The organism is Lactococcus nasutitermitis, from assembly GCF_018403765.1.
Taxonomy (GTDB): Bacteria; Bacillota; Bacilli; order Lactobacillales; family Streptococcaceae; genus Lactococcus; species Lactococcus nasutitermitis.
On sequence record NZ_BOVQ01000006.1, the window covers coordinates 94000 to 118540 of the forward strand.

Below are 24541 nucleotides of genomic sequence, written 5' to 3' on the forward strand. Positions count from 1 at the left end.
ATAATAGAAAATATGGATAAAAAAGAAAAAATTGAAGCCTACGAACTCGTCAATCTACAACTGCGCGCTTTGTTGAGCGAGCAAAATTACACGATTTCCAACCTCGCAAATGCTTCTGCCCTCTTATGGAATGCTTTGCCAGCCCAAGTATATAACGGATTTTACCTCTATAACGGCGAAAAGTTGATTTTAGGGCCTTTTCAAGGTTCAGTTTCCTGCGTGGAAATTTCGCTTGGTGCCGGTGTTTGCGGACAATCTGCAGAGGAAAATCGAACATTGATAGTTGACGATGTGCGCACACATAAAAATTACATTTCCTGTGACTCAAAAGCACTCTCTGAAATTGTCGTACCAATGACAAAAAACGGGAAACTCGTTGGTGTGCTTGACCTTGATGCTTCAGAAGTTGGCTTTTACGATAGTATTGACCAAAAATATCTAGAAGAATTTGTCCAGATTTTGTGTGAACTCACAGACTTTAAATTTTTCAAAATTGGAGAAGAAAAATGACGGAAATAGTTGAACAATTTATTGCAGAACGCTTTAAAAATCAAGCAGGAGAGCCTGCCAATCCCGGAAATATTGGCGACCCCAAAAAACTCGCACGCGACCTTGGTAATTTTATTTTTTCCTTGCACAAGCTTGACACAACAGATGCGCCGAAACCAAGTTTTGAAAATGCCTTTGCTGGAAGTGATTTGCCCCTATTTGAAGCAGAATTTACCGAACTCATCAAAAAATATGAAAAAATAGTGCCAGTTGACCTTTTGGACGACAAGTTTTTGCACGCCACAAAAAGACCTTGGAACAAAGAACCACTCTGGATTCACGGCAATCTGACTGCCAAAAATCTTCGTGTTGAAAATGGAAAATTAGTAGGAATTGCAGAAAGTGAAAAAGCTGTTATCGCTGACCCAGCCTGTGATTTAGCGATCGCGTGGACACTTTTTGATACAAAAGCGCGCAAAATTTTCTTTGCCGCAGCAGAAGCTGACAAATCAACGATTGAGCGTGCGCAGATTTGGGCGCTTATCAATGCTTTGAAAGCTTACGATTCTGATGATATTGATGAACTTATTCAATCGCGAGATGCGCTCACTGAAATTCTCAAAGAGTACGATTATAGCAACGGTACAGACTTTTACGACGGACAAAACTAAGGAAAATCATGGCATACCAAGCATTATATAGAAAATACCGCAGTCAGCGTTTTGATGAAATGGTCGGGCAGGAAGTCATTGCGACAACGCTAAAAAACGCGATTGTCAATCAGCAAATTTCTCATGCTTACCTATTTTCTGGCCCGCGAGGTACAGGAAAAACCTCAGCAGCGAAGATTTTTGCCAAAGCAATCAACTGTCCCAACCAAAAAGATGGCGAACCTTGCAATCATTGTGATATTTGCGAAGCAATTACTCGTGGCAATCTTGATGATGTCATCGAGCTTGATGCAGCGAGCAACAACGGTGTTGACGAAATCCGTGAAATCCGCGATAAATCGACCTATGCGCCCTCGATTGCAACTTATAAAGTCTATATCATTGACGAGGTGCATATGCTCTCGACAGGCGCTTTTAATGCGCTTTTGAAGACTCTTGAAGAACCGAGTGAAAATGTCGTTTTCGTTCTTGCGACGACCGAGTTGCAAAAAATTCCTGCCACGATTATTTCGCGTGTACAACGTTTTGCCTTCAAAGCAATCACGACTAGCGCCATTCGCCAGCATTTAGCAGACGTTTTGAACGATGAAAAACTCGATTTTGAGGCGTCAGCACTTGATGTTTTGGCGAAATCAGCCGAAGGCGGTATGCGCGATGCGCTCAGTTTACTCGACCAAGCACTCAGTTTTTCCGAAGGCTCACTTAGTCTCCAAGCGGCACTTTTAGTGACAGGTTCGATTGCCAATGATGCACTCATCGCTTATGTTGATGCAATTTCTGCTAATGATACACAAACAGCGCTACAAGAACTTGATAAGATTTTTTCTGAAGGAAAAAATATGCTTCGTTTCACTGAAGATTTGCTTGCTTATTTTCGTGATTGTTTATTAAATGATGCAAACACAATCGCGCACGAAACGCTCTATCATTGGATTGACATCGCGATTGAATCGCTCAAAACGCTCAAAGAAACAACTCAGACCAAAATTGCCGCTGACGTGATGACAATGCGACTTGCAGAAGTTTTTGACAGTTCTGTCAAAAATTCTGATAGCCAAAACGAACCATCAGCAGTTTTGACAGGTGAAATTTCCCAACTCAAAGCACAAATTGTCCAGCTTCAGCAGCAATTATCGACCTTGACAAGTCATGCAGCACCAGCAGAATTTTTGACAGAACTGTCAAAAACTTCTAATGAGAAAAAACCGGAACAAAAAGTTGTTAAACAGACAAGTTCCACAGCTGTCAGCCGAGATTTGATTTTTACAGCCTTGTCAGAAGCGACAAATGATGCGAGAAAAACAGTGATGAATGCTTGGCCGGAAATCATTGCCAGCGTTGCCAAACCTGCCGAGCGCGCACTACTCAACAACACCAAGCCGGCTGCCGCCTCAGAAAATTATGTCGTTGTCACATTTCCACATGAAAATCTTGCCAAACGTGTCACGGAAAATCAAGAATTACAGCTCCAATTTGGTAATCTCCTCTCAATGATTGCCGGCTTTTCCCCTGAAATCATCGCCCTCGCGGAGGCAGAATGGCAGGACGTCCGCGCAGAATACGTGGCGAACCTAAAAAACACGAGCGACAGTGCCGAAGAAACACCAACAGCACCGTCAGAACCAGAAACACTCAGTGTTGCCAAAGAACTTTTCGGAGAAAAAGTAGTAGAAATCCACGACTAATTCACGCTCTCAGCTATTGAGAGCTTTTTTTATCCAAAAATTGTCTCAAACTTGGAACAAGTCGCAAAAACGCAAAAATCAGATGTATAATAAAGATAACAAAAATAAAGGAGTGGTAAAATGAAAGCAAAATATGGAAATATGACCGTTGACGTTTGGCAAATTTCAAAAATAAGAAGTGAGGACGCTTGGCTCAAAGAAGCATTTTCTATGGACAGGATTTATTTCACTGCGACGGATAAGCCTCAACTCTATATTCGTGGCGGATTTGGTGGCACGTGGGGCGAAGTTGGAGATTATTTGATTTATAACCCGACTTTTCCAAACAACTACCAGATTATCAGCCAACATAAAGCAAAAAAAGAACTCGCATTTATTCACTAAGGAGCACATATCATGAAAGCAAAATATGGAAATATGACCGTTGATGTTTGGCAAATCAGTCACGACGAAAAGCCCGAAGATTACAAGCCTTGGCTCAAAAAAAGCCTACGACCAAAAACTCCTTGGCTGGTTTTACGAATTTGGCGAAGAAGGACGTGGACTCTTGGGCATTTACTACAACACATTTCTTAAAGGAAAAACTTTTCCTAAAGCCGAAGTTTTTGGCGAAACAACACCAGATTTATTTATCATCGCAGGCTCACCCGCGAAAGGTTATCCAGGAGATTACTTAATTCACAACGACACGATGGTCAATAAATATCGGATTATCTCTGCCTCAGCCTTTAAAAAAGAGTGTAAGGTAATCAGCGACTAAAAAGGAGTAAAAATGAACATATTGATTCCCATTCTCTTGATGTTTCTCGGTCTTTTCATCAGCTTTTGTGGCATTCTCATCTTGCGCAATGGCAAGATTACCAAGAACAAGAGCATTCCAGAGGTTTATATTGCCTATTTCAAAACATCATTTTTTGGCGCTGGCAATAAAATCTGGGGTGGCTTGATTTTGATGATGGGACTGGGTTTTATGTTCAGCGCCTTCTAAGCTTTTTAAAAAATAAACTATGAAAAGGAAAACGATTATGAAAGCAAAACTTGGCAACACAACGATTGATTATTGGAAAATTAGCACCGACAAACCTGAAAATGAACCTTGGCTTATGGAAGCTTTTGAAAAAAAGCAACTTGCATGGAGTGGTAAACTCGTTATGGAACGTGCCGAGCGCCAAAAACTGCACGATAACGACATGGCAGGAAAAGAAAACAACTCGACTGAAGCCGCATGGAGCTGGCTTTTGCTCTATGTCGAACTCGGCAGCTTTGCGAACGCTTATCCTTACAACATTTATCTCCTCGTCAATCAACCACGCATTCCCGCTTTCGGACAAGTCGGCGAATACCTTGTCAAAGCACCCGACGGCAGTTTAGAAGTCTATTCTGAAAAGAAATTTGAACGGGATTTGAAAGTGATTTTATAGCAGATAAAATAAAAGAAAAGAGACAGATAGAACCTATATGAAAATAATACTATCAACAATCGCACTACTAAGTATGCTACTCTATTTCCTTAACATTGCCGACTTGGTAAATGTAAAAATCTACAGAATTTTTCTTGTTACTTCATATGCTCTTTTTTTTATTATGAGTGTCCCTATCTTTATCAACAAAAGAAGAGGTCGAGGTAAATAAAATCGCTCAGTTGAGCGATTTTTTACTTATAATTTCTATCAAGATTCACTTCATCTAGTGGAATAAGCTTTGTGTGATGAATAATTTTATAGCCAAAGTAAAGGATTAAGAACAAGGGAAGTGCCATATAAGTTGTCAAGATTGCTGACCAGTGCCAGTGACTAAAGCCTCCTGCAAAGTTTTTGGTTCCATAACTTTGACCAAGCGCGATAGCAATAGACATAATGAGCGCCAACAATGGGCCAACAGGGAACCATTTTGCATGATACCCAAGCTCTTTTGTGCTGTGACCTTGCTTGACAAAAGCCCGACGGAAACGATAATGAGAAATCGCAATTCCAATCCAAGCGAGGAAGCCAGAAAGTCCAGAAGCGGCCAAAAGGTAAGTATAAAATCCAGGACCAAAGATACTTGTAACAAAGGCAAACAAACCAATAATGGTTGTTACGATGACAGCTGTCATTGGAATACCTTTACCATCACGTGTTTTACTGAAAACTTTCGGTGCAAAACCTTCCAGAGACAAGCTATAAAGCATTCGAGAAGCAGCATAAAGCCAAGAATTAGCAGCGGAAATAACCGAAGTCAAGATGACGGCATTCATGATAGAAGCTGCTGCAGCAAGTCCAGCTTTTTCAAAAATCAAGGTAAAAGGTGAAATAGAAATGTGTGTTTCAGAAGCATTGAGCAGATTTGGATTTTTGTACCAGATGAGCGCACCAATAATGAAAATCGTTGCGAAATAGAAGAGGACAATTCGCCAGAAAACCTGTTTAATAGCAGTTGGAACGGTTTTTTCAGGATTTTCAGACTCGCCTGCGGCAATTCCGACGATTTCAGTTCCTTGAAATGAGAAACCAGCAATCATCAGCACAGCGAGCATTCCGCCGGCACCACCGACAAAACCATGATTGCCACCAGCAGAAAGATTTTTCACGACGGAAAGACCAGGTTGATGGAAAATTCCTACGATGGTGAGGACACCAACGGCAAGAAAGGCAATGACCGCAATGACTTTAACCAATGCCATCCAAAATTCCGCTTCGCCATAAGCGCGCGCAGAAGTTAAGTTGATAATCAAAATCAGCGCCAAAATGACCGCCGACCAAATCCAACTTGGCACATTTGGCAACCAGAATTTCATGATTAAACCAACCGTTGCTGCCTCAACTGCAACAGTAATCGCTGAATTAAACCAATAATTCCAGCCCATAGCAAAGCCAAAAGCTTTGTCAACATAACGACTAGCAAATGTCGCAAACGAGCCAGATAAGGGCAGGTAAGACGCCATTTCGCCGAGTGAGGTCATCAAGAAAAAGACCATCAAGCCAATTACGGCATAAGCAACAAGCGAACCGAGCGGTCCAGCTTGTGAAATCGTTGCACCAGAACCAACAAAAAGTCCAGTACCGATTGTCCCACCAAGGGCAATCATCGTCAAATGACGTTGTTTCAGGCCACGTTTGACCTGATTTTTATTTTGAGAACTGTTTTCCAAAAGTTTTCTCCTAAAATATTTTTATACATTTAATTTGCCGACCATAAAATTTTTTGACAAAGCTGTCAGTCACCATTTTTGTTTTTGACAGAACTGCCGAAGGGACTTAGTGGCTTTGCCACTTAGACTTCTCGGTCAGGGAGACCTTATATCAAAGATGTGAAGTTGTACCCTGTCCAAAAAATTATAACCACAAAAAAAGCAATCTCAAATAGAAGATTGCTAAACGTAAGAAAAAAATTTACTTTTCAACTACGAATAGCGCCCCGCGTTTCCGCGACAGTCTAGTCAGTATCTCCAACTAGCCCAAGATTTGACAGCAAGCCTGTAAAACCTTTCGGCAACGTCTCCACTACCAAGTCTCTCAGCGTGCTTGCGCTCAACTTGATTTCCTATCCGTTGCAACCTCTATCGAATGTATATGGACTTATCTTATCGTTTTTTGAAAAATATGTCAAGCTTTTTTTGACAGAATTGTCAAAAAAATTTGCATAAATATGAGTTCTGACAGAAAGTTTTATGTTATAATGAATAATAAATAAGAAAAAATATTCAGGAGAAAAAAATGGATTTTATCCGCGCCATTATTCTAGGAATTATTGAAGGCATCACAGAGTGGCTCCCCATCTCAAGTACAGGTCATTTGATTATTGCCGAAGAATTTATCAAGCTCAATCAATCCGCAGCTTTCAAAGAAATGTTCGATGTCGTCATTCAATTTGGCGCAATTTTATCAGTTGTTGTCCTTTACTGGCACAAGCTCAATCCTTTCAACGCTTTAAATAAAAAAAATCAGCAAAAATCAGCCCGCGAAGTCCAGCTCACTTGGCGACTTTGGGCAAAAGTTTTTATCGCCTGCCTGCCTGCAATTATCATTGGCTTTCCGTTAAATGACTGGCTCAATGCACATTTTTATAATTTTGTCGTTGTCGCATTGATGTTGATTATTTACGGTGTTGCCTTTATCTACGTAGAGCGTTGGCTGAAAGATAAAACGCCTCATGTCACTGATATTGACCATCTTCCTTATTCAATCGCGTTCATGATTGGACTTTTCCAAGTTCTCTCGCTCATTCCCGGTACATCACGTTCCGGTGCAACCATTTTAGGTGGACTGGTTTTGGGAACAAGTCGCGCAGTCGCAGCAGAATTTACCTTTTTCCTTGGTATTCCTATCATGTTTGGTGCCAGCCTCTTAAAAATTGTCAAATTCTTCATGCACCATGGCTTAACATTCACACAGTTTGGTATTCTCCTTGTCGCTTGTCTCGTTGCCTTTGGCGTTTCCATGCTCGCTATTCGCTGGTTGATGAACTACGTTAAAAAACACGATTTTACATTTTTCGGAAAATACCGTATCGTCCTTGGTATTATCCTTCTCATCTATGCAGTTGTTAAACAATTTATCTAAGAAAATAAAAATCTGGTACAGACCAGATTTTTTTAATTATTCTCAGAAAATTAAGTTGCAAAAACCCTAAAAATCTGCTATAATAGTTCTCTGTGGTAAAAAACCACAACTTACACAGGACTCAACCTGTGTCATTAGTCCAAAAGGAGGAAAAAATCAATGACTAAATACGAAATTCTCTACATTATTCGTCCAAACATTGATGAAGAAGCAAAAAACGCTGTTGTTGCACGTTTTGATACAATCTTGACTGACAATGGAGCAGTTAATGTTGAATCTAAAGACTGGGAAAAACGCAAACTTGCTTACGAAATCAAAGATTTCCGTGAAGGTTTGTATCACATCGTAACTTTTGAAGCAGAAACAACTGCTGAAGCTACAAGTGAATTTGACCGTCTTGCAAAAATCAGCGAAGACATTCTTCGTCACATGATTGTTAAAGTGGAAGGCTAATTCATCATGATAAATAATGTTGTTTTGGTTGGTCGTGTTGTTCGTGATCCAGAACTACGCTACACGCCCTCAAATGTCGCTGTTGCTACATTTACAGTGGCTGTAAATCGTCGTTTTAAAAACGCCCAAGGTGAACGTGAAGCAGATTTCATCAACTGTGTCATTTGGCGTCAAGGTGCTGAAAACTTAGCAAATTGGGCTAAAAAAGGTGCATTAGTTGGTGTCACAGGTTCTATCCAAGTAAGAAATTATGAAAATCAACAAGGGCAACGTGTCTATGTGACAGAAGTTCTTGTAGATAATTTCCAAATGCTTGAAAGCCGTGCAACACGGGAAGGACAAAGCGGTGGAAGTCAGAGTACATACTCAGCTCCACAACAAAATAACCGTCCATCTTCATCTACGAATACAAACGCAAGCAATGCAACACCAAATTTCGGACGTGACGCAGATCCATTTGCTGGAAGCTCACCGATGGAAATTTCAGATGATGATTTACCATTTTAATGCAGTGAAATAATTAAGGCGCAAGCATCTAATTATTTCATGAAAACCGGATAACGGTTTTCTACTCATTCATTTTTTGTTAAAATCAAACAAAAAGAACGAGTAAACAAAGACAAATAATATAAGGAGAAAAACAATGGCACAACAACGTCGTAATAGTTTTAAACGTCGCAAAAAAGTTGACTTTATCGCTGCTAATAAAATCGAAATCGTTGATTACAAAGATACTGAACTCTTGAAACGTTTCATCTCAGAACGTGGTAAAATCTTGCCACGTCGTGTGACTGGTACTTCAGCTAAGAATCAACGTAAAGTAGTAACAGCTATCAAACGTGCTCGCGTAATGGCATTACTTCCATTCGTAGCATCTGACGAAAACTAATAAATAAAAATCCCACATAGTGGGACTTTTTTTATATCTATAAAATTCAGATTAAAAAAGCCAAATCAGATGATTTAGCTTTTTACTATACACTTATTATTTACTATGTTTTGACTTATAGTTACGTTGTTTCCAAGCTTCCAATAAAGCAACTCCAACTAAAGAAAGCGAACCAATTAACACAAGTGAATTATTCTCATTTTCGCCAGTAGCAGGCAAACTTTGATGTTTGCTGACAGTTGCTACTTTCTTTTGAGCAGTAGGTTTATTTGTAGCTTTTTTGGCAATAGGTTTAGGTGTAGGCTTTGGAGCAGGTGTAGGTATCATAGGTGGAGTTGATATTATTTCTCCAGCATCAACTGTTAAATGAGTTGTTGAAGTGATATCATTTCCAGCAGCATTTTGAACTGTATAAGTTACAGTGTAGTTGCCAACTGGCAATACAGCTGCCGGAACAGTTTCATCACTTGTACCTGTCCAAACAATCTTACCATTTTCATCACTAATCGTAACTTTTATTTTTGCACCATTAGTATCCGTCAGACTACCAGCGCTACCATCAGCATTTATTGAACCTGTAAAGTCATCCGCAGGTTTAAAATCTTTACCAACAGCAAGACTATCATTAGGCTTAGTAACAAGAGCAGTTTTATCAGTAGGAGCAACAACATCTTTTTGATTTACAGTCAAGAGTGTTGACTGACTAATAAGATTCCCATTAGAATTTTTCGTACTGTAAGTGACAGTGTATGAGCCTTGTGCTAATTTACTAGCAGGAACAGTATCATCAGCATTTCCAGACCAAATAACTTTTCCATCTTTATCAGTGATGCTAACAGTAATGTTTTGACCATTAGTATCCGTCAGACTACCAGCACTACCGTTCGCATTTACCGAACTTGTAAAGTCGTTTGCAGGTTTGAAATCATCTCCAACCGTGATATTATCAGTAGTTTTTGTAGTCAGAGCAGTATTATCTGTGACCGTCAGTAACGTTGTACTTGTTACGGCATTTCCATTTGAATCCATCGTAGTGTAAGTCACAGTATAATTTCCACCAGTAAAGCTATAATTACCACTGGCATCAGGAGTGACAACTTTTCCAGAACTATCTGTCACAACGACTTGAACAGCTTTACCATTTAGCTTATCAGAATTTCCAGCACTACCGTCCGCATTTGTCATTGTTGTTAAGTCTGTTGTTGGATTGAATGTACTACCAGCATTCAGACTATCGTTTGGTTTAGAAGACAAAGCAGTATTATCTGCCACATTAACAATCGTTGTTGCAGTGACAGTATTGCCAGATTTATCTTTTGCCGTATAAGTTACATTGTAGCTTCCACCTGTTAGATTGACTGAACCACTCACATCACCATCATAAACGACATTTCCTTTATTATTGGTAATAGTTGCGTGGATTGTAGCGCTATTAACCGTTAAACTTGCCAAACCGTCAGAACCATCTGCATTTGTCGCAACAGTTAAGTCCGTAGCAGGATTATAAGCACCAACCGTCGTATTATCAGTAGCTTTTGAAGTGAGTGCCGTATTATCTTTAGGCGCTTGAGCGACAGTCAGTTCAGTTGTAGAACTTACAGCATTTCCATTAGAATCTGTCGTGCTATAAACCACAGTATAATTTCCCTGAGCAAGCGTATAGCTTCCGTTACTATTAGCTTTTACTGCATTTCCGCTCGTGTCAGTCACGGTTACTTTTACAGCTGCATTATTTGTGTTATCAAAACTACCAGCACTACCATCTGCATTTGATGAAGCTGTAAAGTCAGTTGAAGGAGTAAAGTTGACCGTGGTTTGTCCAGTTTCAGGTGTCAATTCATCTGTTGCTTTAGAACTGATTGCAGTCAAATCTTGGCTGACAAGAGTTGTTGTTGCTGAGACAGGATTACCATTGGAATCTTTCACAGTATAAGTCACATTGTAAGAGCCACCGGTCAACACACCAGCAGGAACAGTTTCATCAGCTGTGCCTGTCCAGATAGTTTTTCCTGTACTATCTTTAATCACAACGGCAACTTCAGCACCATTTGTATTTGTCAATGAACCCGCACTAGCATCAGCATTTACTGAACTTACAAAATCACTCGCAGGACTATAACTTTGTCCGACTTTGAGAGTATCCGTTGCTTTTGAGTTGATAGCTGTATTATCTTTTACAGTCACAAGTGTCGTACTCGTGACAGCTGTACCCGAACCATTATCAACTGTGTAAACGACCGTATAACTTCCACCAGTCAGATTAAGAGTATGATTTGCATCACCTGTATAGATAACATCTCCATTTTGATTCGTGACTTTGACTTGCACAGGCTTATTATTTGTTGAAGATAGTGTTCCTGAACTGCCGTCAATATTTGTTGAACTTGTATAGTCTGTTTCAGGATTATAATTGCCAGCATTGATCGTATCAGTGGTTTTAGTAGTTAATGTTGTTTTATCTGCTGTGACGGTAAGTGCTGTTGTACTCGTTACAGGATTACCGTTAGAGTCTTTAACACTATAAGTCACCGTATAATCTCCAGCAGGGAGTTTATCTGCTGGTACACTCTCATCTGCTGTACCAGTCCATACAGTTTTACCTGTGCTGTCAGTGATAACAACATTGACTTTGGCATCATTTGTATCTGTTACTGAACCCGCACTCGCATCAGCATTTGTTGAACTTGTAAAATCAGTCGCAGGTTGATAGTCATTTCCTTCAAGGATACTGTCCTTTTTAACTGAGCTGATTGCTGTATTATCTTTTACCGTGACAGTCGCTGTTGCAGTGGCTAAATCTCCAGTATCTGGATCTGTGTAAGTATAAGTAACTTTGTAAATTCCAGCTTTATTTGTATCAACACTTGTGCCTGTAGAGCCATCAGGAGATAAGACAGACACTGTCAATTCTGGATCTCCCCAAGGAACTTGTCCACCTTCAGAATTTGTCACATCTCCGAGATTATCTGCAGGTGACCAGGTCGAACCAACATTTATTGTAGAGTCATTAGCTGTTGCAGAAACAGGACCATAAACGGTAACAATTCCTGTGTCGGAGACAGTCTTTTCTTCTGTAGAACCATCAGCTAAAGTAATTGTTGCTGTATAACTGTAAGTCACACTATAGTTTCCTGGTTTACTTGTGTCAACCGTTGGGACTTTATTTCCATCTGGGTCAAGGATTTGTGTCACCTGAACACCAGCTGTTGTTGCAGCATTATAGTCTGTAATAGTTTGAGCAGCACCAGTTGTCACACTTACAAAGTTATCGGCAGGAGACCACGTAGGCGTTGTTCCATCATTATTTGGCATGATTTGTGTATCTTGTGCCTCTACATAAGGTGCGCCAATCGTCACAGTAGCTACGGTTGTTGTGATTGCCCCAGTCTTAGGGTCTGTAAATTGATAAGTAACTTTATAAACACCAGCGGGTGTACTTGAGTTAAGCGATAATGCTGAACCATTTGGACCAACAACAGAAGTGATTGAAAGACCCACTTCTCCCCATGTAATGGGATTTCCCATGCTATCTGTTCCACCAGTAAAGTTGTCAGCGGGACTCCAAGTATCTCCTTGGAAAATAGTTGAATCTTTACTAGAAATAGTTGGTTTAGCAAGCACAGTGACAACAGCAGTGTCTGATGTTGATTCTCCGTTTGCATCATTGTATGTATAGACGACAGTATAGTCGCCTGGTACACTAGTATCTACAGTTGTACCAGTATAGCCATTAGGACCAGTAACAGCCGTTGTTAGACTACTGTCATTTCCATTAATAGCAGTATTACTACTATTAGTACCATCGACAAAGTTATCTACTTGTGTCCAAGTTGAACCTTCATTGATTGTTGAATTTTCAACGTTGATAACAGGAGGTGCTTTGACTGTTACAATGACTGTTGTTGTGGCAGCTTCGCCAGTTGCTGGGTCTGTATATGTGTAAGTTACATTGTAGTTGCCCGGTGTATTTGTGTCAACCGTTGTCCCATTTTGAGTGTTAGGATTTTGAGGAGCATTTGTTCCTGTTGCTGGCGTCACGGATACGGTGAGATTTTTATCATTTGCAGGAACGGGATTACCTGAACTATCTGTGACCGTTGTGAGGTTATCACTTGCTTTCCACGTACTACCCGTCACAATAGTTGAATTTTTTCCTTCAATAGCAACAGGTTGATAATATTGCATCTGACTTAAAGTAAATTGTTGCTGATTTTTGGAACCTCCTGTTGAAGCGGAGATAGAAAAATAAGTGCTCGCAGAGCCATTATTAGCAGCTTTTAGTGAATTGACGTAGCTTGTGATGTCCTCAGACCAAGTCATTGTGCCATAAGTTGGGTCTGTATAAGTAACGGTCATCACATGAGTTGTTCCATCGTAGTCAAACTCTACATTGTTAAACTTACCATTAGGGTCGCCAATGCGTTTTGGATTTGCAGTAGCGGATGATGATGAGGTCGTTGATGAGATTTGACCAGAAGCATTCGTTGCGTCAAATGTTCCAAAAGAATAACCTTTTCCTCCTGCAGTATTTTTGGCAGGTTCTGTTACTCCGACGATTGCAGGGTCAGCTGCAGCATTTGCTGTATTATCAACACTCGAGTTATAGTAAGTGTCAAACTTGAAACCTACAGAATTAGGAATACCTCCGAGTCCAAAACCATTTCCATAGTTACCGACGGTTGCTGTGGGTGTGAAATTAAATCCGATACCATCAGCACCACCTTTGGTTTGAGGAGTAGTTCCTAGATTGATGGCCCCTTTCAGAACGAAACTACTATCTAAGCTAATCTGAGTATTTAAAACAGTAGAACCAGCTTGGTTGTTTGTATTAGGTGTCAGTTGGACAGTCCCATCGCTAGGAGCAGTTGCAGAACCAATTGAATTAAAATACTGTCCCATATTGTCTGGTGTAATCGTTACGGCACTCGTGAGTGCTTCTGCGTGGACAACTTGTGTCTGTATCGTTTTGATAATTGTTTGTCCGATTGGACTTGCTCCTACTGCTCCTAAGATAAGTAGAGCACTTGAAGCATATAACCAATGTTTGCCTGATTTCCACGTACGAAAACTTGATTTCAGATGTCTGTTATTTACATCTGCATCGTGTGAAGAATGATATCCCATAAGCAAAAACTCCTTTTTTTCTTGAAAATTACATTATTTTCTTCTAGTTTTTTGATATTGGAGGAAATTTTATTTTCATGTAATTGCTACAGCCTTAATTATAACATAAATGTATTTTATTGAGTACGTATTTTTTAATGATTTATTTTTATTTTGTAAATTTATGATAAAATAAGGAGATGTTAAAAATGATTATTGTTATACTATTACTATTGGGAATTTATGGGATTTTTATTGAACCTCATTTTATGAGAGTGCGAAACATTCAGATTTCTCAAAAACAAGCTTTAAAGATTGCACATTTTACAGATTTGCATTTTTGTTGGCACACGAGTATTCGCCGTTTTCGTAAATTTGCCAAAAATATTGTTAAAAATCAACCAGATATGATTTTGTTTACTGGAGATTTGTTCGATAAAGTGAAATGGGCAAAAAATAAAGATTGGACAGCACTGATAACGATGTTATATGAGTTAGAAGCGCCAATGGGAAAATTTGCAATCGTTGGAAATCATGATTTTGAGGATGATAAGTCTGATTTTGCTCAAGAAATTCTTGAGAAGTCAGGATTTTCAATCTTGAAAAATAATTCAGAACGAGTGGAGAAAATTTCTCTATCGGGAATGGATGACTTGAGAGAAGGACAGCCAGACTTTGATATCGAACCAGAAACTGCAGATTTTTCTTTATTACTTATTCATGAACCGGATACAGTCTTAAAATTAAAAAATAGTGATAAATTTGACTTGATTGTTGCTGGTCACAGTCATGGTGGGCAAATTCGTATAGGAAATTTTCGTCTTCGCAATGAAGGTTCAAAAGCCTACGATAACGGGCGTTATACGCTTAATGATAAAACGATACTTTATGTTAATAGTGGTATTGGTTTAACATTTTTACCCATTCGTTTTGGTGTTCCACCTGAAATTGTTTATTATGAAATATAAAAAGCTATCTACTGGATAGCTTTTTATATATTTAAAGTTCTTTTGGCACCATAATTGTTTCACGTCCTTTATTATCTACGGCGTAGAAAAGACGTGGCCAGGTATTATTAAATGGATATTTGAAATCAATCGTGATTTCAACAGGATTATTTTCTTGTGAAAAACGGATAGAAAGGAATCCATTATGATTTAAAAGTTCAAAGTTGAGAAGGTCATCAAGAGGAAGCACACCTTTTAAATGTTGGTCAATGATGTACCAAAAACTATCAATGATTTCTCCTGGGATTGTTGAAATAGTGCCAAAAGTAGCATATCGACCCGTTGTATTTGTAAATGCCATATTATATACGCTCTTTTCTATTAGTTAGTGTAGGCGAGATTCTTTAATAATCTTGCGGATATTTTTTATCGTTCCTTCTGTTTGGTCCTGTGTTTTCATACCGTACATCATGAAAATCGCATCAAGTAAACTAATCTGCGAAACCGTTGATGCAACAGCTTCAGGACGGAATGAAATTTCTTCTGATATAGAAATCAAAGAAACATCAGCTATTTTAGCCAGTGGAGAACTTGCAAAGGAAGTGATTGCAATAATAGGAACATGATGACTTTGAAGAATTTCTACAATTCTCATTGTATCTCTATTTTTCCCTGTGTGTGAGATAACAAAGGCACAATCTTTATTGGTGAGTTTTGCTGCAAGCATTTGCTGATAATGAAAATCTTGGTGAAAAACAGTTTTTAGAGGCATTCTAAGAAACTTATGAAAGGCAAGATCGGCGACAGCATTTGAACCGCCTAAACCAAAGAAGCCGCAAGTATCTGTTGCAAGTAAGATTTTCATTGCTTTTTCTAAGTCTTGTTCGGAAACGAGATTTAGCGTTGAATTGAGTGATGAAATATTACTATTGAAATTTTTACTTAAAATGTCTTTATAGCTGTCAGATGGCGCTAGTTCACTGAAAAAATCATCTTCTTTGACAGAGTCTGTCACGTGTATCGCAAGTTTCAACTCTTGGAAAGAATCGTAACCAATTTTTTTTGCAAAGCGTGAAATCGTTGCTGTTGAGACATTTGTAGAATTTGCAAGTTCTTGAATGGAAAGGAAAGCTGCGTTGTCAATGTTTTTGAGTAAATAATCCGAAAGTGCTTGGTCTGATTTACTTAAATTATCATAATAACTATTAATTCTTGTGATTAACGATTGTGTCATCTTTCTTTCCTTTCAGTATTTCACATTAATTATAGCACAAGTGATAGATAATGAAAATTTTTTTCGCTTATAGAAAAAGTAAAAAAATTTCATTTTATCTATTGACTTATGAAAAATATTTTCGTATAATATAAATGTAAACGATAACAAGAGGAAAAGGGGAGGATAGATATGAAATTTGCAATGATTGGTTTAGGAAAAATGGGGCTAAACTTAGTGAAAAATGCGGCGGATAATGGTTTGGAAGTTGTGGCTTATGATTTAAGTGCAAAAGCTGTAGATGAAGCAGCAAAACACTCAAAAGCTGTGACAGGCGTTCATTCTATTGAAGAATTATTGGAAAATTTGCCAAGTCCAAAGATTGTTTGGTTGATGGTTGCAGCTGGAAAAGTAACAAATTCACTGATTGAGGAGCTGGGAGCAAAACTTTCTGCGGGAGATATTTTGATTGATGGTGGAAACTCAAATTATAAAGATAATCTTGTGCAAAATAAATGGCTGACAGAAAAAGGAATTAAATTCTTTGATGCAGGAACTTCTGGAGGAATGGAAGGTGCGCGTCGCGGAGGTAACTTTATGGTTGGTGGCGATGATGAAACTGCTTGGGAACAAATAGAACCACTTTTTCAAGCTTTGTCTCAGGAAAATGGCTATCTTTATACAGGCAAACTTGGCTCAGGTCATTATCTAAAAATGATACATAATGGGATTGAATATGGCATGATGCAGGCGATTGCTGAGGGTTTTGAGATTTTGGAGGCTTCGGATTTTGATTATGATTATGAGGCAGTTGCGAAACTTTGGAATCATGGCTCTGTTATTCGTAGTTGGTTGATGGAGCTTGCTGAGGAACAATTTGCAAAAGACCCTAAGTTGGAACATATCGCTGGGCGTGTGCAAGCTTCTGGTGAAGGAAAATGGACGGTTGAGGAAAGTTTGGATTTGCAAGTGCCTGCACCTGTGATTGCTTTGTCCCTTATGATGCGTAATCGTAGTCTGCAAGATGATACGATGACGGGAAAAGTTGTTTCTGCTTTGCGTAATGGCTTTGGTGGACATTCTGTGACTAAAAAATAATGACATTTTTAGTGAGACTTGTGAAAAATAGGGGAAAATGTCAAAATAGAGAGTAAATATATTTTAGAGAAGGAGAAATAATGGATTATTTGATTGGTGTTGATTTGGGGACGACAGCGACAAAAGCGGTACTTTTCAAGACAGACGGAACGATTGTAGCAAGTAGTAGTCAGGGCTATGAATTGTATCGGGACTCTAATGGTATGGCTGAAGAAGAACTTGAAGATATTTTTGAGGCTGTGCTGATTACTATTCGTGAGGTTTCTATTCATTTGAATGAAAATGATAAGTTACTGGCCGTATCTTTTAGTACGCAAATGCACTCTTTGATTGCTTTTGATGAAAAATGGCAAGCCTTGACACGGGTCATTACTTGGGCAGATACACGAGCAGTTACTTACACAGAGCAACTTAAAGCGAGTGGTAAAGGTTTAGAAATTTATAAACGGACGGGAACGCCAATTCATCCAATGGCGCCACTTTCTAAGTTCTTGTGGCTGCGGCAGGAGCGCGCGGATATTTATAATCGTGCGGAACATTATCTGGAGTTGAAAGGTTATATCTTTTGGCGTTTGTTTGGTGTGACGAAGATTGAATTGTCAACAGCGACAGGAACAGGAATTTTTAATATTTTTGACTTGGATTGGGATACGGAAGCTCTTGAACTGACAGGTGTTAATCGGGAACAACTTCCAGAAGTTGTCGAGCCTTATGAGATTGAGCAAGGTATGCGCCATGAATTTGCTGTGAAAATGGGAATTGATGTCGATACGAAATTTGTCTGGGGAGCTGCAGATGGTCCTTTATCAAATCTTGGTGTCAATGCGATACAATCTGGCGTTGCTGCGATTACGATTGGGACGAGCGGAGCAATCCGCGTGGTGACGGATAAACCTCGTACAGATAGTAAGGCACGAACCTTTACTTATGCGCTGGATAAGGAACATTGGGTGGTTGGCGGTCCTGTGAACTCTGGTGGCGATGTTTTTCGTTGGCTCCGCGATGCGGTGCTTGATGGGAAACTGACCTTTGATGAAATCACAGAACTGGCTGCTGGGATTGCTCCTGGTAGTGATGGTTTGCTTTTCCATCCTTATCTTGGCGGGGAACGCGCACCTTTGTGGGATGCGAATGCGCGTGGTTCGTTTTTCGGACTGAATTATACGCACAATCGCAATCACATGGCACGAAGTGTGCTTGAAGGTGTGATGTTTAATCTTTACATGGTGGCACTGAGTTTGATTGAGGTGACTGGAGATTTGACACAAATACAGGCAACTGGCGGGTTCACAAGCTCTGAACTGTGGACACAGATACTGGCGGATATCTTTGAACAACCTATCAATGTGCCAGAAAGTCGTGAAGCGGGCTGTTTGGCAGCAGTTATCATGGCTGAAAAGGCACTTGGATTGGTCGATAGTTTAAATGTGATTGAGCAAATGGTTGGGAGTAATCAGACCTATCAGCCGAATGAGGATAATTTTGATACTTATCGTGCTTTGTCACCGATTTATATCCGACTTTCTCGCTTGTTGCAGAGAGAATATGAGAGCATTGCTGAGTTTCAACGTGAAGAATAAGTGTTTTGAGTGAAGGATTGATTTGGAAATTTTAATTTTCTGGGTCTTTGCTTTTACATAAATGAGAAAGCGCTTAATTTGACGATTTCTTAAATAGTTTAAAACATTTTTTTATAAATTTTATTATTACTAAGGAGAAAAGGTAATGAATTTACTTAGCTCAGGAGTCTTTGCGGACCCCAAAACGGGTTTATTGCAGTTAATGTCAGGTGGCATTAATATTTGGCCTTTCATTATTTTGGTGTTAGGTATTGCTTTGTTGTTGGTTTTGATTTTGAAATTTAAAATCAATACTTTTATATCGCTCATCGTGATTTCGATTTTGGTGGCTTTAGGTTTGGGCATGAATCCTGCGGGAATTGTGTCAACTTTGGAATCAGGAATTGGCGGAACGCTGGGTGAACTTGTGATTGTCTTTGGTATGGGGACAATGATTGCACGTTTGGTGGCTGATGTTGGCGGTTCTTATCGGATTGCATCTACGTTGATTAATAAATTTGGTAAGAAACGCTTGCAATGGGCGGTCGCTGCGGCTTCATTTATCATTGGTATTTCGCTTTTGTTTGAAGTTGGAATGGTCGTTATGATTCCTATCGTATTTACGATTGCGGTGGAAGCGGAAGTTCCTTTGCTTTTCCTTGGTATTCCTATGGCTGCTGCTTTGTCGGCTGCTCAAGCTTTCTTACCTCCTCAACCTTCTCCAACGGCGGTCACGCACATTTTAGGTGCTAATATTGGTGTGGTTTTACTTTTTGGGATTATTGTTGCTGTGCCTTCAATGTTGGTCGCAGGTCCTATTTTCACCCGTCTTATTCGCAAAGTTGCTCCAGATACATTTAAAATCACGAAGAAATTGGATGCTTTGGGAGAAGTAAAAACGTTTAAATTGGAAGAAACGCCTAGTTTTGCTCTGTCTTTATTCACTTCTTTGTTCCCTGTTATTTTCTTGTTGATTTCGACATTTTTCACTTTGATATTTAATGCGGGCAAGCAGGTTTATGGTGGTGTGATTGGTGATGCTGGCTGGTTGGCTTTGACACCTGCGCAACACAAGGGATATTTGCTTCACCCAGATATGTTGGATAAAGTGATTTCACTGTTTGGTAATCCTGGATTTATCATGGTTGTGGGTACATTATTTGCCATCTGGTCAATGGGCTTGAAACAAGGACGGACGATGAAAGAGGTCGGAAATACGATGTCTGAAGCGATTAAGTCTGTTGCGAATTTGTTGATGATTATTGGTGGTGGTGCAGCGTTCAAGGGAATTTTGGTTGCTGGTGGTATTTCGACAGCAATCGCGGCGGCTTTTGCGCATTCTTCTTTGTCACCTATTTTGTTTGCTTGGTTGGTCGCAGTGATTATTCGTTTGTCAGTTGGTTCTGCTACGGTTGCAGGCTTGACGGCGGCTGGAATTGTCGCACCAATCGTTGCTGGTGCTGGCGTTGACCCTGTGTTTGTTGTTCTTGCGATTGGTGCTGGTTCTGTCTTTTGTTCTCATGTCAATGATGCTGGTTTCTGGATGTTTAAGGAATTCTTTGATTTGGATGTGAAACAAACTTTGATGACTTGGACAGTGCTTGAAGGTTTGATTTCTACGACTGGTTTGATTGTGATTTTACTTTTAAATGCAGTTGTTCATTGATTTACTAAAATATGATATTGAAAATGGCTTTGACAGTTTTGTCAAAACCATTTTTTGTCAGAAATGAATGAAAAAACTTTTTGACAGAACTGTCAAAAAATACTAGCATATTCGTATCTCCGCTGTCCACTTGCTCTAAGTGACTAAAGTCACAAGGCAAAATGGCAAGTGAGCAAAGCTACAACGATATCCTATGCCAAAAAAATTATCAGGAAATTAGTCGTCAAATATGATGTCGCGTAGGGCAGATGAAATGTCACTGAAGTTGAAACCTTTGCGGGCGAGCGCTTGGGTCACGCGATTTTTCAGGTCATAACCGCCGTAGTTGCGTGAATATTTTTTGACAGCTTTGTCAAGCTCATTGTAGAGCAGTTCTTGCTCGTTTTCTTCGTTTGCTTCGAGTTCAAGATTGTCAAGAGCAATCGCTGAAATATTATAGGTAAATCCTTTGTTCATCAGGTTTTGTGTGATTTTTTGCTTGAGTTGATTGAGCGGAAGTTGGGTAAATTTATTTTTGACAGTTTTGTCAGCAAGTTTTGTGGCAATTTCTATTTGGACAGTTTCGTCATAAAGTTTTTCTAGGCTGTCTGCGATAATCTCTCCAGAAATTCCTTTTATCATCAGTTTTTGCTTGATTTGAAATGGACCAGCGCTTGCCATTGCAATCTTTCCTTGGATATAATTTTCAGCATAAGCGACATCATTGACCAGTCCATTTTCTGTCAAATTTGACAGAATTTGTTCAATCTGCTCTGCAACAATCTCGTGTTCTACCAGATATTTTCTGACTTCGCCGGCTGTGCGTGACTTGAACGAAATATAATAAAGCGCCAGCGATTTCCCCTGAGCAAAATTATCAAACGCAACTAACTCAGATAATTCCTCATCGCTAAAACTTTTGTCTCGTGTCAACATGAAATGCACAATCGTATCTTCGCAAACATAGATTTTATCTACTTCATCTTGATTTTCAATGCTGACAAAACTGTCAAAAGTAATTTTGTAGAGCCGTTTGAGTTTTTTTATTTCTGTGATTTTTACCATTACCCTATTATACGAAAAAAACTGTGAAATGTAACCATGTACCTGATTTTTTTGTGATATAATGTTATTTATGATAAATTTGAAAATAGGACAAAAAATCCCGCTCAACATTGAGCGCATGGGAATAAATGGCGAGGGAATCGCATCATACCACGGAAGACTCGTTTTCGTGCCTTATGCACTGCCAACAGAGCAAATTCTCGCTGAAATCACAGAAAATGCACGCAATTTTTCACGTGCAAAACTTGTGACAATCACGAAAAAATCGAAGTTTCGCGTGAAACCTGCCGACGAAGTTTACCATGAACTCAGTAGCTCGCATATCATGCACCTTGCCTATCCACAGCAACTTGAGTTCAAACATGATTTGGTGCGTCAGGCATTGGAAAAATACAAACCAGCCGGTTGGAAAAATTATGAACTTCGCCCAACGATTGGTATGGAAAATCCTTTGCATTACCGAAATAAATTGCAATATCAAATCCGCCGGCTCAACTCTGGTGCGGTTATTGCAGGACTTTACAAAGAAAATTCTCATCATCTTGTCAACCTTGAAAATTGTCTGGTTCAAGAAGAAATGACCCAAAAAATCGTCAATCGTGTGTGTGAATTGATTGAAAAATATCATCTTCCAGTTGATGATGAACGCAAAACGCGCGGAATCCGTACAGTAATGGTGCGTCGTAGCCAAAAAACGGGTGAAGTTCAGATGATTTTTGTCAGTTCTGCACGGATTATTTTGGACGGGCAGCTTTGGCCTGAACCTTATGAAGAACCAACAAAACGCGAACGCATGGGATTTGTCAAATTTGACAAAATTCTTTCGGAACTAACATCAGAATTTACAGATATTGTCACTGTTGCAGCCAATTTCCATCCGAAAAAAACCAGCGAAATTTATGGCGAACAAACGCAGATTTTATTTGATGAAAAAGAAACGATTACCGAAGGCGTGCTGGACTACGAATTCGAGCTTTCGCCGCGTGCCTTTTACCAGCTCAATCCAACGCAGGCAAATGTTCTTTACGCTGAAGCAGTCCGCGCGCTCAATCCGAAAAAAGAAGACCGCGTGATTGATGCGTATTGTGGTGTTGGCACGATTGGCTTTGCTGTTGCCAAGAAAGTCAAATCCGTTCATGGTATGGACATCACGCCTGAAGCGATTGCCGATGCGAAAGAGAATGCTAAGCGTCTTGGCTTCAAAAATTGCCATTACGAAACAGGGCGCGCCGAGAAAATCATTCCTGCTTGGGTGAAGTCGGGACATCGCGCGAGTGCCTTGCTCGTTGACCCGCCACGGACGGGACTTGATGTGGCACTTTTGGAGACGATTGCCAAAGTTCAACCGGAAAAAATGGTTTATGTCAGCTGCAACGTCAGCACACTTGCCAAAGACCTGATTGTGCTGGCGCAATTTTACCGCGTTGATTATATCCAGTCAGTCGATATGTTCCCTCACACAGCACGGACAGAAGCCGTCGTTAAGCTGACGCGTAAAAAATAATTTTGACAGGGTACAAACTGACAACTTCGTTATCAGTTCACCCTGTCCGAGAAGGCTGAGAATAAATTCTCTAGCCCCTACGGCAGACCTGTCAAAAATAAAATATGAGAAAAGAATATGATTTATCTAAGAAAAGCAGTTTTGACAGACTTGTCAAAAATTATAAACATCATTGAAGAAGCCAGAATTTTTCTAGGCAAATCAGGAAGTGACCAGTGGCAAGACGGCTATCCAGAACAAAGCAATATCACAGATGATATTGCCAAAGGTCAAGGATATATCCTCGTTGTAGATGATGAAGTTGCGGCATACAGCGCGATTATCACTGGCGAAGAACCTGCTTATACCAAGATTACCGACGGCGCTTGGAGCAATGATAATAAAGATTATGTTACGGTACATCGCATCGCTTTTTCTGACAATTTCCGTGGGCATGCCCTGACGAAATTCCTCTTTTCTAATATCTTTACGCTGATGAATGCGCGAGGTTATCAGGATTTTCGTGTCGATACACACGAAATGAATGCCATCATGCAACACGTTTTTGAACGTGAAGGCTTTGTCAAACGTGGTATTGTTGTCTTTGACGGAGTTCGTCTTGCCTACCAACGAGAATTATAAAAAGTTAAGAAAGAGATTAAAAAAATGACCTATGAACAAGAATTTCTCAAAGATTTCTCAGAATGGCTCAATCAGCAAGTAAATCTGATGGCAAAAGCACAGCAACTTGCTGAAACTGAGCATGAACACGATGCTGCTATTCGCTACGAAAGCCGTTTGGATGCTTACAATTTCCTACAAACGAAATTTGAAAACTATAAAAATGGCAAAAATTTCCATGATATGCCAGATTTAGGTACACGAACATTTTAATAAAGAAAGAGTAAAATGAGAAAAAACATGGCTGGTAACCAAGTGCGAGTACAAGCTCTCGCACTTGGTTACTGTTAAGAAAATTCATCCTCTTAGCAGTAAAACTAAGAAAGGAATGAAAAAAATGTTAAAATCTTACGAATATAATCGCATCAAATATCTCACATTTGACCTGCTCAACGCTTACCATTCGGTCAACGACAGCACGACATTAGAAGCTGTTTATGCACAAATAGTAAATGAAATCAAAAATTTGTCGGAAGCTCCAGAAATTGAACAATTTCTCAATGCTCTCAGTAATCGCAGGCTCTCCACAGCTCAAGCAGAAAAACTCCTAGAAAGCTTAAAAGCTCTCGTTGAGCCGTTTTTGCTCCCTAGCGCCACGCAAATCTCGAAAATTTTTAAAAAAGTAAAAAAGCTCCAACAGCCCAATACAGAAGCTCTCGATTTGCGAAATTACAGCTATTTTGCTTGGAATGAAATCGCCAGTGGACGCAAATACATCATCACGCAAGATGGACAAGGCTTCTACGGAACAATTTCAGGTAGTAGAAAAAATATCTGTAGCATTTGCCAGCAAACATCCCAAGTCACTCAATTTCTAGCTGTGACCAAGTCGAAAGCTGATGGCACCTACACAAAACAGGGCAATTACATCTGTTTGGATAGCGAAAAATGCAACCAACAGATGCAAACTATCGAAGGCTTAGAAAAATTCATTGAAACTATCCGTAAAAAATAAAAAAATGAGAAGAAATTCTCATTTTTATTTTTGACAAAACTGTCAAAAAGTTTTATAATCATTT

24 protein-coding genes and 1 riboswitch are annotated in these 24541 nt (G+C 39.6%); of the genes, 19 read left to right on the plus strand and 5 right to left on the minus strand.

Annotated features, from left to right (window positions below; genetic code table 11):
* Positions 1-12: 12 nt before the first annotated feature.
* The 7 genes from msrC (at position 13) to KJS36_RS07855 (ending at position 4266) form a co-directional block, all read left to right on the plus strand.
* Positions 13-510 (plus strand): free L-methionine (R)-S-oxide reductase MsrC, encoded by a 498-nt coding sequence (gene msrC, locus KJS36_RS07825; protein WP_213536360.1) that lies wholly within the window; start codon positions 13-15, stop codon positions 508-510.
* Positions 507-1160 (plus strand): phosphotransferase, encoded by a 654-nt coding sequence (locus KJS36_RS07830; protein WP_213536361.1) that lies wholly within the window; start codon positions 507-509, stop codon positions 1158-1160. Before msrC ends, KJS36_RS07830 begins: the two co-directional genes overlap by 4 nt.
* 8 nt (positions 1161-1168) lie before the next feature.
* Positions 1169-2845, plus strand: a complete 1677-nt coding sequence (dnaX, locus tag KJS36_RS07835; RefSeq protein WP_213536362.1) for a DNA polymerase III subunit gamma/tau — start codon at positions 1169-1171, stop codon at positions 2843-2845.
* Positions 2846-2965: 120 nt separating this feature from the next.
* Positions 2966-3229, plus strand: a complete 264-nt coding sequence (locus KJS36_RS07840; RefSeq protein WP_213536363.1) for a hypothetical protein — start codon at positions 2966-2968, stop codon at positions 3227-3229.
* Positions 3230-3272: 43 nt separating this feature from the next.
* A complete protein-coding gene (locus KJS36_RS07845) occupies positions 3273-3605 on the plus strand; it encodes a hypothetical protein (RefSeq protein ID WP_213536364.1) in 333 nt (110 codons plus the stop codon).
* 12 nt (positions 3606-3617) lie between these two features.
* Entirely contained in the window at positions 3618-3833 is a 216-nt protein-coding gene (locus tag KJS36_RS07850; protein ID WP_213536365.1) for a hypothetical protein, read from the plus strand.
* 37 nt (positions 3834-3870) lie between these two features.
* Positions 3871-4266, plus strand: a complete 396-nt coding sequence (locus tag KJS36_RS07855) for a hypothetical protein (protein WP_213536366.1) — start codon at positions 3871-3873, stop codon at positions 4264-4266.
* A 233-nt stretch (positions 4267-4499) separates the two neighbouring features.
* Here KJS36_RS07855 and KJS36_RS07860 read toward each other — a convergent pair whose 3' ends face one another.
* A complete protein-coding gene (locus KJS36_RS07860) occupies positions 4500-5975 on the minus strand; it encodes an amino acid permease (RefSeq protein WP_244842831.1) in 1476 nt (491 codons plus the stop codon).
* 251 nt (positions 5976-6226) lie between these two features.
* A riboswitch (Lysine riboswitch) is annotated at positions 6227-6394 on the minus strand.
* A 146-nt stretch (positions 6395-6540) separates the two neighbouring features.
* Between KJS36_RS07860 and KJS36_RS07865 the strand changes: the two genes are divergently transcribed.
* From KJS36_RS07865 to rpsR, 4 genes are all read left to right on the plus strand, one after another.
* Entirely contained in the window at positions 6541-7386 is an 846-nt protein-coding gene (locus KJS36_RS07865) for an undecaprenyl-diphosphate phosphatase (RefSeq protein WP_213536367.1), read from the plus strand.
* A gap of 159 nt (positions 7387-7545) precedes the next feature.
* Positions 7546-7839, plus strand: a complete 294-nt coding sequence (gene rpsF, locus KJS36_RS07870) for a 30S ribosomal protein S6 (protein ID WP_213536368.1) — start codon at positions 7546-7548, stop codon at positions 7837-7839.
* 6 nt (positions 7840-7845) lie between these two features.
* A complete protein-coding gene (locus KJS36_RS07875) occupies positions 7846-8346 on the plus strand; it encodes a single-stranded DNA-binding protein (protein ID WP_213536369.1) in 501 nt (166 codons plus the stop codon).
* A 136-nt stretch (positions 8347-8482) separates the two neighbouring features.
* Positions 8483-8728 (plus strand): 30S ribosomal protein S18, encoded by a 246-nt coding sequence (rpsR, locus tag KJS36_RS07880; RefSeq protein WP_213536370.1) that lies wholly within the window; start codon positions 8483-8485, stop codon positions 8726-8728.
* A 96-nt stretch (positions 8729-8824) separates the two neighbouring features.
* Here rpsR and KJS36_RS07885 read toward each other — a convergent pair whose 3' ends face one another.
* Positions 8825-13852, minus strand: coding sequence for a lectin-like domain-containing protein (locus tag KJS36_RS07885; protein WP_213536371.1), 5028 nt, complete (start codon positions 13850-13852; stop codon positions 8825-8827).
* Positions 13853-14031: 179 nt separating this feature from the next.
* On the opposite strand from KJS36_RS07885, the gene KJS36_RS07890 reads away from it, so the two are divergent.
* Positions 14032-14799 (plus strand): metallophosphoesterase, encoded by a 768-nt coding sequence (locus KJS36_RS07890; RefSeq protein ID WP_213536372.1) that lies wholly within the window; start codon positions 14032-14034, stop codon positions 14797-14799.
* A 31-nt stretch (positions 14800-14830) separates the two neighbouring features.
* Here KJS36_RS07890 and KJS36_RS07895 read toward each other — a convergent pair whose 3' ends face one another.
* Positions 14831-15139 (minus strand): DUF960 domain-containing protein, encoded by a 309-nt coding sequence (locus KJS36_RS07895; RefSeq protein WP_213536373.1) that lies wholly within the window; start codon positions 15137-15139, stop codon positions 14831-14833.
* Positions 15140-15163: 24 nt separating this feature from the next.
* The gene (locus KJS36_RS07900) at positions 15164-16012 is read right to left on the minus strand and encodes a MurR/RpiR family transcriptional regulator (RefSeq protein ID WP_213536374.1); all 849 of its coding nucleotides are present in this window, start codon (positions 16010-16012) and stop codon (positions 15164-15166) included.
* A 171-nt stretch (positions 16013-16183) separates the two neighbouring features.
* Here KJS36_RS07900 and gnd point away from each other — a divergent pair, with 171 nt between their 5' ends.
* From gnd to KJS36_RS07915, 3 genes are all read left to right on the plus strand, one after another.
* Entirely contained in the window at positions 16184-17089 is a 906-nt protein-coding gene (gene gnd, locus KJS36_RS07905; RefSeq protein WP_213536375.1) for a phosphogluconate dehydrogenase (NAD(+)-dependent, decarboxylating), read from the plus strand.
* An 80-nt stretch (positions 17090-17169) separates the two neighbouring features.
* The gene (gene gntK, locus KJS36_RS07910) at positions 17170-18669 is read left to right on the plus strand and encodes a gluconokinase (RefSeq protein WP_213536376.1); all 1500 of its coding nucleotides are present in this window, start codon (positions 17170-17172) and stop codon (positions 18667-18669) included.
* Positions 18670-18814: 145 nt separating this feature from the next.
* Positions 18815-20314, plus strand: coding sequence for a gluconate:H+ symporter (locus tag KJS36_RS07915; protein ID WP_213536377.1), 1500 nt, complete (start codon positions 18815-18817; stop codon positions 20312-20314).
* A 216-nt stretch (positions 20315-20530) separates the two neighbouring features.
* On the opposite strand, the gene recX is transcribed toward KJS36_RS07915, so the two are convergent.
* Positions 20531-21358 (minus strand): recombination regulator RecX, encoded by an 828-nt coding sequence (gene recX / locus KJS36_RS07920; protein WP_213536378.1) that lies wholly within the window; start codon positions 21356-21358, stop codon positions 20531-20533.
* Between the two features lie 70 nt (positions 21359-21428).
* Between recX and rlmD the strand changes: the two genes are divergently transcribed.
* The 4 genes from rlmD to KJS36_RS07940 all read left to right on the plus strand — a co-directional run bounded on the left by rlmD (position 21429) and on the right by KJS36_RS07940 (position 24477).
* The gene (gene rlmD / locus KJS36_RS07925) at positions 21429-22862 is read left to right on the plus strand and encodes a 23S rRNA (uracil(1939)-C(5))-methyltransferase RlmD (protein ID WP_213536379.1); all 1434 of its coding nucleotides are present in this window, start codon (positions 21429-21431) and stop codon (positions 22860-22862) included.
* Between the two features lie 117 nt (positions 22863-22979).
* Positions 22980-23483 (plus strand): GNAT family N-acetyltransferase, encoded by a 504-nt coding sequence (locus KJS36_RS07930; protein ID WP_213536380.1) that lies wholly within the window; start codon positions 22980-22982, stop codon positions 23481-23483.
* 24 nt (positions 23484-23507) lie between these two features.
* The gene (locus KJS36_RS07935; protein ID WP_213536381.1) at positions 23508-23735 is read left to right on the plus strand and encodes a DUF1912 family protein; all 228 of its coding nucleotides are present in this window, start codon (positions 23508-23510) and stop codon (positions 23733-23735) included.
* Between the two features lie 124 nt (positions 23736-23859).
* Complete coding sequence (locus KJS36_RS07940) at positions 23860-24477, plus strand: FusB/FusC family EF-G-binding protein (RefSeq protein WP_213536382.1); 618 nt, start codon at positions 23860-23862, stop codon at positions 24475-24477.
* Positions 24478-24541 lie beyond the last annotated feature (64 nt).